This is a genomic window from Negativicutes bacterium, from assembly GCA_021372785.1.
Taxonomy (GTDB): Bacteria; Bacillota; JAAYKD01; order JAAYKD01; family JAAYKD01; genus JAJFTT01.
In genome coordinates this window covers 81140-93016 of sequence record JAJFTT010000004.1, presented here as the reverse complement: position 1 = coordinate 93016, position 11877 = coordinate 81140, and the positions used below count along the sequence as shown (strand labels likewise).

The window sequence follows — 11877 nt, the reverse complement described above, 5'->3', positions numbered from 1 at the left end:
CCGAACACGGCCGTTAAGCCTTCCCACGCCGATGGTACTCGAAGGGCAACCTTCCGGGAGAGTAGGTAACTGCCGGGCAAAACAAACGAAAGAAAGCGCTCATGTCTAAGCATGGGTGCTTTCTTTTTGCATGTACGCGAGGGGGAACGGGGAGCGAGGATTACTTCATAATACGAACACCGGCGGCATCCTTATGGCGGCTAGCTGGCGCTAAATGCCGCCTGCAGGACACCGCCGGTGTTCTGAGCGACAGGTATGGGTGCTTTCTTTTGTGTTGTACGCATTGGAACAAACAGAGAATATCAAAAATCGTGATATCAACAGTCAGGGAATAATAATAAAATCTCTGCTTCCATAAGATTAAATGGGGAAAAAAAGTTAGTGCTACAATTGTCTGTTTCAAAAGAAAAATTCATTGCATTATTTCGAAAATTGATACAGATGAGCAGGAATTATCTTTCTATGAGTCGAATCAAACATAAATAGGTGAGCCATAAGGAGCGAAAACAAAGAAATGATTTAGGATAGATTATTTGTGCTGTCAAGAAACGTGTCAAAAGCCAGAGTGAATATCTTTTGAGCCGGGTAGTCTTCGCTATTGCTGGAAGAGTAGTCTAGCACTATGTTAATTCATTTTTCACAGGTCTGATATTTTACTTACATTGAGGGAGAAAATTTGAGAGAACTCAAATGACATGAATATGGAAGGGGAAAAGATATGAAAATCAAAAGAATCATCATTCTTATATGCACCATGATCATTCTGTTTACTTCAAGTCTTCCCATAATCTTGGCTGAAGATACCAAGGCAAGAGTTGAATTCGTCGCAAGTGAACCCGATGCCAATGGTTATTTTACACTCACCATGTCGGTTGCGAATGCAAAGTTTAACGCATTTCAATTTGTTTTACGGTATAATAAAAATTCGCTTCAACCAATCGATCAAAGCACGCTTCAAGCAACGGATTCATTTTTTCGCTTCGCGGAGATCCCTGAAAGTAATGATTGGATGTCTACTATCGGTACAGAGATTGATCCTAGCTTAGGACTGATCGATTTTACCGGTTATGTATCGCCAGGAAATTATGTAGCCGTTGATGCAGCGAAAATAGATAATGCAGCGAATATTGGTGCTGCGGGATTGATTTTATTTGAATTTCATTTTCAGCGTATCAATGCAGAACCGGTCATGATTGAAATAGCGAAAGCGGAAACGAATAAAGCAAGCAGGATGAATTTTCCTGAAGGCAGTGCATTAGTATATGGGGGTACTTCGTTGGCAGCGGCCATTTCCATCACCCTGCCGCCTAGTTTAGGGCAAAGTACCACCATAGATACTTCGGATTTTCCAGTTGAAGAAGTTGCAAATGTTAACGAGAACCAAAACCCGAATCCAGACGCAGGCAGTGCTCAAAACACAGGAGAAATTAGACCTGCAACGGTAGCCGAGCGGCTGAAAGATACACTAATTTTACAAATTGGTAATTATGCCGCAGCTTCAAATGGAGTGTTATGTCATATTTATCCTGGAGAAAAGGCGGTAACTCCCTATATAAAAGATAGCAGAACATTTATACCAATCCGATTCGTTGCAGAGAAATTGGGGATGACGGTAGAGTGGAATGCAAATTACAGAACAGTAAGTTTCTATAAAGACGGAAAAGTATTGTGCATGACAATCGGTGCACTGGAATTTACGATTGACAACGTTGCTTATTCAATGGATACTGTTGCTGAGATTACCATGGATCGAACCATGGTGCCGATTCGATTTGTAGCACAAGCGCTTGGTCACGCTGTTGAATGGAATCCGGAGAGCCAAATGATTTATATAACCCGTAATGAACTTCCATGGGATTTTTCCAATGAAGTTGAAAAACAGGCAACATCTGATGTTTCTTTGATACTGTCACCCTTATTGCGAGATTTTGTATAAGGAGGAGTGTAAGCATGAAAAGAGTTGTAAGGTTAATTTGTATCATCGGTTGCTTATTGATTTTATTCACATGTAGCGTCTTAGCTGAGGATGTCAGTTTGGGTGGCGTGATAATTGATGGAAGCAAAATTATTTCCCAGCAGCTTGACGGGAAATATTCCATTACTTATACAGAACTCATTGATACGGAACTGACTTCCGGACAACAGTTGGTGCTTCTCGTTGTTAGAGGGGTAGCATCAGAAATCGAAAGGTTAGCGATTTCTGCTGAGAATATTCGATATATCGATCAGGCAGCAGCAACTGACACTCAGGTATCATTTAGTAATTTCATCCCCAGCTCCGTGCCGAATTGCACAATTCTTCTTGGAGGTTTCACAGATGGACCAAAAATAATCGGATATATCGAAGCAGCGAAAGTTACTGTGACAGGGAATGTTACAATTTCAGGTAAAACGAAGGCGTTTGTGAAATTGATAGATACAAATCAAGTAGAATACTCCGGAGAATCAATAACGCCTACAGATTCTCAAATCGTTTCGTTTAGTGTACTGTTAGTTCCAGTGGGTAGTTATACACTTTATGTATATAAAGCGGGACATACCAGCTATACAAAACAGAATATTACTGTTAATGAATTTGGAGTTAACCTTAGTAACATAGTTTTATATGGTGGTGATGTTGCGCTGACCGGAAAAGGTGCAATTAATGTCTACGATTTAAGCGCTCTATTAGGTGAATTCGGTAAGCCGACTGCTTCATCCACTAATACCTTAACTGATATCAATGAAAATGGAGATATTAATGTGTATGACTTGAGCATTTTATTGGCAAACTATGGTAAATCAAACATAATAGAATAAAAAAGGAGGGTATATAGTTGGGTAATTCTAAAAAAGGAACTATCTTCTTGCTGGCAATTAGTTTATTAGTGATTTCTATGTTTAACCTGAATGTTATGGCTGTAACTAGCCCCTCGGTCAGTATTAGGACTGAGGTAGTTGCTGCTGAAACGAATACCTATAAGATGATTATTCATGCAGCACCATCTGTTATAGAAAACAAAGTAAAGTTCATTAATGTCGTCATTTCATATGATAACACATTAATCATACCCGTAGCAAATTATGATACTTCTATGGATGTATCTATTACAACTGGTAGTGATTCTGTTGACCCCTTCGAAATTTTAGCTCAATATAGAACAGGTGCATTATTTCAAACACAAGCTGTGGAATGGTATGTAGATTCTGCTAGAAATAAAACTGCTTTTGCCCAAGTTGTTTCTACAACACAAACATCTAGCTTTACTAAAGCAGGCGAGCAAGACATGTTTGCTTTCTATTTCAGATTAGCAAATGGAAAGAACGCCGATGATTTGGCAAAAGGTTCAATCAAAATCGAGATCGATAAATCGGAAGGTTCAATTCTGTCTTCTATTTATGCCGATGTTCGAGAGAGAAATGCGATATATTTAATAGAATCTACTGGAACAGAGTACTTTTATCCCGAAACAAGTGGAAAAGGTGTCGTAACGTTGGATTCCTTCACCTATCCCAACTGCACAGTGGCTGCTTTAGGCAGTATTACTCTGTCTACACTGCTAAACGTTACAGCCGTAAATATTCCGGGGAATACAGTAAATACACCCAACACATTAACCCTTTCAGCGACAGCGCTTGATACGGAAGGTGATCTCTATACACTAGTTAGTGGGACTTGGTCACTGGTTGGAGATTATCCTTCAGGAGTAACTCTGACGCCAGATACATTGGATGGATCAAAGGCGGTGCTCTCTGTTCCAGCTGGCACTTCAACTGGAACCGCGACCGTGAAATTTGCGTCCGGCAGTGTGGAAGCAAGCAAGACGATTACGATTCAAAAGTCGGCCTCGATACCGACCCATGTTAATATTTTAGATGGAGCTGCAATTGCTGCTGATGTCACAATGAACAAACCGCTAACATCAGGTGGAGCAGCCACCGAAAAGGCATTTACCGCAAAAACATATGATCAATACGGGGTCACACAAGGAAATGTTGATACTTGGTCAGTCAGCCCGGCCGACAAAGGAGTAAGCGTTGCTGCAGGGACTGTCATTGTGACGCCAAATGCCGAAGTTGGTGCATATACTCTGACAGCGACATCGGGGTCACTAATCGATACTATTCAGGTTACAGTAGGCACAGGGGTAACCGGTATCAATATCACAGGAGACAGCTCGGTCATTATACCTGCTTCAAAAGATGGAACAGGTGCAAGTGTCACGGGAGGAAACACACTCCAACTAACCAGAGGGATTGTTCCAAGCAGTATAGTCGACTATGATACAGCCTGGACGGTTAAATATTACAGTAATGCTGCCTGCACTGAAGGGGAGGCTCTGACAGCGACTGGAGTTGGCTTCGATACAGAAACTGGAGCATTCACGGTAGACCAGACTGCGACACCTGTCTGGGCAAAAGTAAGATTAACCTTAAATGCTGACACAACGCAGTATTCCGAAAAAGTTATCGCGGTGAACAGAGCCGCATCGGTGGTTACCTATATTTCACTAGCTGCAGATAATCAGACCATAATTGTTCCAACTCTTCTTGAGGTAGCTATTGAAAAGAATATTTCAGTTGCTATTTATGATCAATATGGCGGTTTAATATCAAGTGATGTTTCTCAGGTCACTTGGACAAACTTAACATCAGTAACAGGAGTAACCTTGAACGGAACTGGAAAAATCAAAGTTCAGCCAGCTTCTGCAGAAGGCACTCTTACAGTCAAAGTGATAAGTGTCTCGGTTCCCAGTGTAACAAAGGCACTTGATTTTAATATAGAACGATCGAATTCTACTGCAGCAATTATTAAAATCAAGCGAGGCGATATCGAAGTAGCCTATACCGGTGGTTCTGAAAATAAAGATTTGATTGTGATTCCGGTCAGCGGGGCAGCTGATATACTCTATCAATATTCTGCATTGGTCTATGATCAATATGGAGATATGATTTCTAATCCTATAATTACTTGGACCAACACTGCTCAACCAACTGAAGTTCTAGTCAATAATTCGGATGTTACTTTAAAGTCCAATTCCAGTACCGGTAATTTCACTCTGACTGCTACTGTCGATCCAATAAATATTAGTGTGGTAATATCTGTTACAGATGTTGTAGTAGACTGGAACGAAATCGATAGCAGAATAAATAAGGAAACCATTTATACATACGGTGACACAAATGGTAAAGTAACTTTACCGACTTCGGGAAGTGCCACTGCTGGCTCAAATAACATACCGGGTGGTTTTTCCTATAAGGAGCCTTTAATAAAGCAAGCTGCCGGTGACAGAATAATCACGGTTGTCTTCACGGCAACGGAAAATCCAAGCATAAAAATCGAGCATGTGTGTAATGTTGTGATCAACCCAAAACCGATTACTGTAATTGCGGAAAATAAAACTAAAGTATACGGTCAATTAAACCCAAACTTGACATTTACTGTTAATGATGCAGATTTAGTCGATGATGATACGAAAGATACCCTTGCAGCTGGTTTGTCATTATCCTATGTGCCAAGCGCAGATTATTCCGCCGGTGCTGTTGTGGCAATTAACGGCCAGGACAGTAACAGCAGCGATAATTACGCGATTACAGTCACTTCGGGCAGCCTGACCATCCATAAGGCGGACATCAGCAGCATCATCACCGCGAACCCTGCGCTCGGCATTCTGGCGAATCACGCCAGTAATACTACACTGGATGCTTTAAAGAGTTTACTGCCTGCCAATGTGGATATTGTCTTCGGCACTGACAACACAGCGACCTTACCGATCACTTGGGCTTATCCCGCGAATACGGTCTTCAATGTGAAAGGTACAGTTTACACGCTGAATGGTACCGTCACTCCGGGAACCAACTTCAATGCGTATACCAGTCCCTATACCGCCAGTATCACGGTGACACCGGTGCGTGGCACCCTGACGACCGTCCTGCCTCTTTCCGTCACGGTAGCGCAGGCCACCGCGAACGCGGCCGATGCCTATGATGATTTTGGCTTGCCGACGTCGCTGAGCTTCAGCTTCGATCAGAGCGTAACTGCGGCAACCTACACGGATTTGCTTTGGGATAAAACAGTGTCCACGTTGAAAGCAATCCCTGTAGAAAGTCAAACAGTAATCACAATGGTTCAAGGAAATGGAACCGGTAATGTCCCAACCTGGATTACCTTAACTTCTCCGGTGGCAATTACAGTAAAAGTAACGGCAAAACTGGTCATCCCGGAAGCGAGCATCAGCTTAACTCCTGCGGAGATCACCTATGGCGATAATTATACGCCTGCTGCAAGTTTAACCGGAAGTTATGGCGATACGACACCGGCAGTCACTTACAGTTACCAAAATGCCAGCGGCACAGCGCTCACAGCGCAGCCAAGCAATGCCGGCAGTTATTATGTGACGGCCACTTATGAGAACGCCACGCACAAAGGCAGCAAGCAAGTCAGCCTGACGATCAATGCCAAACCAATTAGAGTAATCATTGATGATCAAACGAAAGAGTATAAACAAGTGAATCCCAGTCTGACATGGAGTATTGATCCATCTACTCCATTGGCTTTCAACGAAATGAATACTGTATTACAAATTGTAATGACTTGTTCTGCCAACACAACTTCTCCCGCCGGAATACCGGTTCCTATTACAGGCACCTGGAATAACGCGAATTATGCTGTCACATTCCAAGGTAAAACCGCTGGAACAACAGGTATTCTTACCATCACCAAAGCTTCTATTACAACACTGACTCCTGTTGTAAATGGGACTGCCGCGGTCAATTATGTGTTGACTGCAGCCTTAACCGGCGTAGCAGACAACGAATTAACCTGGCAATGGTATCGTGCTGAGAATGTGATCAGTGGTGCAACCGGCAAAACGTATACGCTGGTCGCAGCCGATTCCAATCAAGCGATCACGGTAAAAGCGGTTGCGGTAGAACTTAACTACAGCGGTACGAGTGGTAGGAGTGCCGCAAAACAGATTGACAAGATGACTGCTGCCGGAACGGTGATCTTAACTGAAACCAACAAATCCGGTGGAACGCCAGGGTCAATCGAAGTCGGGGACACGCTGAATGCTGTGATTTCTAATCTAGTCCCGGCAGAAGCGACTCAATTTACCTACCAATGGAAGAAGAACGGCGCAGCAATCAGCGGAGCAAATAATGCTGCCTATACGATTGCAACTGCAGATGCAACGGGTCTGCTTGCTGTTGAAGTCACGGTAACTGGGAATTACCAAGGTGTCTTTACCAGCAATACCCTGGAAGTCGGCAAAATCCTGCTGGATGGAACGGTTGCTTTTACGGCAAACAGTGGTGCCGATATCAACCAATTGGTTGTGGGTAATCTGCTTACAATGACAGTTGCCACAACCGCCACTCTGAATACAGACTACGGTATTCAGTGGTTACGCGATGGTGCAGCAATTGCAAACGCAGTCGGTAACACATACACAATAACCACCGCGGATCCCGGTAAAAATATCAGTGTCAAGCTGATCGGCAGTGGAACTTATGCAGGCGAAATTGTTTCTGCCGCTACCTTAGTTCCCGCGGTAGTCCCCTTTGCTCCGAGTGTTTCAGTTTATCCGAGTGATGCTACCGCAACAATTTCCTGGTCGGAACCAGCCAATGGCGGTTATCCGATTGTGAGTTATGTCATTCAGAAAAATGCAGAATCCGTGATCATGATACCCGCTGCACAGCGCAGTTACACCTTTAATGGGCTGACCAATGGCTCTGCGTATACCTTTAAAGTATTTGCCATCAATGCCTTAGGCGCCGGTGCCACAGCCACAGCAACCACGACTCCTGTCGCGCCGGAAGAAGAGATCATTGTCCCGCCGGTGAAACCACCCGTCACGCCTCCCGTAGAAAACCCGATTGTTGTTGTCGTCAATGGCCAGGACAGACCGGTTGGGGCGCTGACCACGGAGGCAACACCCGCAGGCGGCACTGAGCAAACCATCACGATCAATGATACCCAAATGAATACCGTCCTGACGGATACTGCCAATGGTGCAACCATCACGCTGCCCTTCACGGAACCAGCCAACGCTTACATCAGTACCTTGAATGGACAAACAGTCAGCAACATGGAACAAAGAGAAGCGGTCCTGGAAATCAGAACGGAGACTGTGACTTACACGTTACCGGCATCCGAAATCAATATTGATCGTATCTCGGAGCAACTCGGTCAGCAGGTGGATCTGAAGGACATTCAGGTATCCATCAGCATCGCAGAACCGTCAGCCGAAACCACCAGAATTGTGGAGGATACGGCCAACAGAAACCATTATAGTGTGATTGTGCAGCCGGTCGATTTTGAAATTACCTGCACAAGCGGTACTACCACCGTTGATGTTTCCCATTTCAATGCCTATGTGGAAAGAATGATTGCAATTCCGGACGGGATTGATCCAGCTAAAATCACAACAGGGGTTGTACTGAACAGCGACGGAACCTTCAGCCACGTTCCTACTTCCATCGTCCTTATCGATGGGAAATATTATGCCAGGATCAACTCCCTGACCAATTCTACCTACGCAGTCATCTACAGTCCGGTCAGCTTTGCTGATACCGCCGGTCATTGGGCGGTCGATGCGATCCAGAACATGGGTTCCCGTTTGATCGTATGCGGCACAGGCGATGGCAACTACGAACCGGGCAGAGCGATTACCAGAGCGGAATTTGTCGCCATTCTCGTCAGAGCCCTGGGATTGCAAAGAGCTGCCGGTGTGACCAATTTCCCGGATGTGGCGAATACAGCCTGGTTTGCCGGTTCGGTGCAGACTGCCGTGCAATATGGTCTGGTTGCCGGTTATGACGACGGCAGATTCGGCCCGTTCGATAATATCACCCGCGAACAGGCGATGACGATGATTGCCAGAGCAATGAAGTTGACCCAACTAAAAGCAGATTTCTCAACGGAAGAAATCGCTGCCGTTTTGGCTGGCTTTAGCGATGCAGGCGAGACGTTTGACTACGCCAAAGCCGGAATCGCTGCCTGTGTTAAAAATGGTCTGGTGGCCGGCCGCAGCGCAGCCGTTCTTGCTCCGAAAGCCAACATCACGCGCGCGGAAGTTGCGGTGATTATTGAGAAATTGCTGCAGGAAAGCAATCTGATTTAGGTCAATCTATCAAAAGCAAGGCTCCCCAGCCGGTTATGGCAGCAATCGGCATCTGCCAAGACCGCAGGGGAGCCTTGCTTTATTGTTCAGCGTTTGGTTGATTCGGGCGGCTTATTTTCTGGCCGAAGGAAGGAAAGAATCAAAGCAAAGACGAATCATGGTAGCATTGGAATCTAAACAGAGTAGGAGTGGATTTGATATGGAGTATGTATTTTCAAAGCGAATCTCATCGCTGCAGCCTTCAGCGATCCGGGAAATCTTAAAAGCAACAGCAGATCCAAAAATCATCCCCTTTGCCGCAGGCAACCCGGCGCCGGAAGCATTCCCTGTGCAAGCGATTGTGCGCTTTACCGAAGAAATTTATGCGGAAAATCCGATCGCTGCACTGCAGTATTCGGTATCGGAAGGGTATCCTGCTCTGCGGCAAACCCTGACGCACTATCTCAGGCAGACCTATCAGATCGGACGCGATTTTGATGCCATCAACATTGTTTCCGGGGCGCAGCAAGTGATGGATTTTGCTGCCAAAGTCCTCTGCAATGAAGGCGATACCGTCATTTGTGAAGATCCCAGTTTTATCGGCAGTTTGAATACCTTTCGCTCCTATGATCTGAATCTGGTGGGTTTACCCATGGAAGAGGATGGTATCCGCCCGGAGGAGCTGGAAGCGGCTTTGATCAGTAATCCCAGAACCAAACTGATTTATTTAATTCCCAATTTCCAGAACCCAACCGGACGGACCATGAGTCTTGCCAAACGCAAAGCCGTCTATGCGCTGGCAGTAAAATACAATGTAATGATCTTAGAAGACAATCCGTATGGTGAATTGCGTTTTTCCGGCGAATCGGTGGCTGCCATCAAATCGTTCGATGAAGAGGGTGTTGTCATTTATGCCGGAACTTTTTCCAAAGTGATTGCACCCGGGATCCGGGTTGGTTATGTTTGCGCTCCGGCGCCGATTACAGCCAAGATGACCATTGCGAAACAAGCCAGCGATGTCCATACCAATATCTTAGCGCAGATGGTTTGTGACCGCATGTTAACCCGGTATGATTTTCCGGCTCATCTGGAGAAGCTGCGCACCATCTATCGCCGTAAAGCGGATTTGATGTTGGCGCAATTGGATCAATGGATGCCAAGTATGGCTCATACCGTGCCACAGGGAGGCCTGTTTGTTTGGTGTGAGCTTCCGGCAGGCGTTGATGTGGCTGACTTTACCAAAGAAGCTCTGCGCAATCAGGTGGCTGTAGTACCGGGCCGTAATTTTCTGACCGACCCCAGCCAACCCACCCAGGCTTTACGTCTGAATTATTCCACTCCAACCGATGAACAGATCATCCGGGGGATTCAGATTCTGGCACGAATTTTAACAGAATGGAAATAAACAGGTTGTTTTGATGGATTGATGTCTGGGCCGTCTCCATGCTTGAGATGGCCTCTCTATTTGAAGTCCTGTCAAAAAGGAGGGGTACTGCATGCCGCGCGGAAGGCACCACAAAAAACCTGCGAAAAAAGGCTTTCGCGGTTTCTCTCTTTTGCTGATCAGCATGACGGCAGCCTTAATCCTGGGTTTTTTTCTCAGCCCACTGGTGATCAGGTGGATTGACAAGGATTTTTCGAGCCCTGTCCTGAGCGATGTCAGTCAGACGCTGCAAACGGCAAAGAATTATTTTCAGCGATATTTCTCCTTTCTAACCGAATTCGCCAGCGCAAAATCCAGCGATCACCGGCAAACGGAGCAGAAACCAGCCAACCAAGCCAACCCGGCAGCAAAAACAGAGAGCCAGGCGGCCAAACCGGAACAGCAGCAGCCGGGCGTGCAGAACCCGGCCGCCTCTTATCTGCTGCAGTTTGCTGCCTATGAGGTTCAATCGATTCGGGTCGCCACCATTGCCTCAGAGGAGAGGGCCAAAGCCGAGCGGGCGGCGCTGGCTGAGAAAGGATTCTCCGCCGGAATAGTTGCGAGCGGTGAATATGTGGCGGTGCAGGTCGGCGCATTTTTGAGTGAGGCGGAAGCGGAACCGTATTTGCTGCAATTAAAAGCAGAGGGTTATAACGATGCTTATCTCACGCCCTGGCAGATCAAATCTGTTGGCGTCAAACGGAATTTTGCGGAACAGAAACAAGATGCCATCGGCAATGCTGTGCAGGAGTTTGATGCGATTTTAGCTGCAGGTCTGTCGGCCGAACCGGCTGCCCAGCCGGAAGTGATCCGGCAGAGAGCAGAAGCACTGCAAACTATGCCGGTCCAATTCAGCCGTCCGGAACAACAGACGTTCTGGCAGCAATCTCTGCAAGTCTTGCTGACTTATCTGCAAGACAACGGAACCAATCAATCCAATCAGCGGCTGCAGTTGATCGAAGCGGTCCTGACACTGCGCAGTTGGTGCACGTCATAAGTTGAGGTGAGAACGTTTGCTTGCAAAAGCAATGACAGTCGAGAAAATCCGTTTTTCTATACCTCTTGCTCAAGCGCAGGAATTTTCTTTGCTTTGGCAAAGTATGCTGAAATGGTCGAAGGAAAAACAGATTTGCTTGCCTGAGCCGGAACTGGATTATCTGCTGACCGGCGAGCCTTTTTATTTTCTGCAGCTGCACACACCTCCCTGGCCGACCATCGTTTATCGGGTCAAAAATCGCGGGGAGCTTGCGCTGATCTGCAATCAGCATTTACGAAAGAGACAGATTCCTGCTCATTTTGTGGAGAAAATAATATTCCAATAAGACGAGTGCTATGCTATAATGTAAAAGTATGAAAATTTTTAGGATT

6 protein-coding genes and 1 rRNA gene are annotated in these 11877 nt (G+C 45.8%); all 7 read left to right on the top strand.

The window, feature by feature from the left end; translation table 11 throughout:
- A 5S ribosomal RNA gene (gene rrf / locus LLG09_00715) occupies positions 1-78 on the top strand; the annotation flags it as partial.
- A gap of 640 nt (positions 79-718) precedes the next feature.
- The gene (locus LLG09_00710; GenBank protein ID MCE5195645.1) at positions 719-1936 is read left to right on the top strand and encodes a copper amine oxidase N-terminal domain-containing protein; all 1218 of its coding nucleotides are present in this window, start codon (positions 719-721) and stop codon (positions 1934-1936) included.
- Between the two features lie 14 nt (positions 1937-1950).
- The gene (locus tag LLG09_00705; protein MCE5195644.1) at positions 1951-2799 is read left to right on the top strand and encodes a hypothetical protein; all 849 of its coding nucleotides are present in this window, start codon (positions 1951-1953) and stop codon (positions 2797-2799) included.
- Positions 2800-2816: 17 nt separating this feature from the next.
- Positions 2817-9107, top strand: a complete 6291-nt coding sequence (locus LLG09_00700; protein ID MCE5195643.1) for an S-layer homology domain-containing protein — start codon at positions 2817-2819, stop codon at positions 9105-9107.
- A 199-nt stretch (positions 9108-9306) separates the two neighbouring features.
- Positions 9307-10491: a PLP-dependent aminotransferase family protein gene (locus LLG09_00695; protein MCE5195642.1), complete on the top strand. Its 1185-nt coding sequence runs from the start codon at positions 9307-9309 to the stop codon at positions 10489-10491.
- 91 nt (positions 10492-10582) lie between these two features.
- The gene (locus LLG09_00690; GenBank protein MCE5195641.1) at positions 10583-11506 is read left to right on the top strand and encodes an SPOR domain-containing protein; all 924 of its coding nucleotides are present in this window, start codon (positions 10583-10585) and stop codon (positions 11504-11506) included.
- A 16-nt stretch (positions 11507-11522) separates the two neighbouring features.
- Positions 11523-11831 carry a hypothetical protein gene (locus tag LLG09_00685; GenBank protein MCE5195640.1) on the top strand — a complete coding sequence of 103 codons (309 nt, stop codon included), beginning with the start codon at positions 11523-11525 and terminating at the stop codon, positions 11829-11831.
- The last annotated feature ends 46 nt before the right edge of the window (positions 11832-11877 follow it).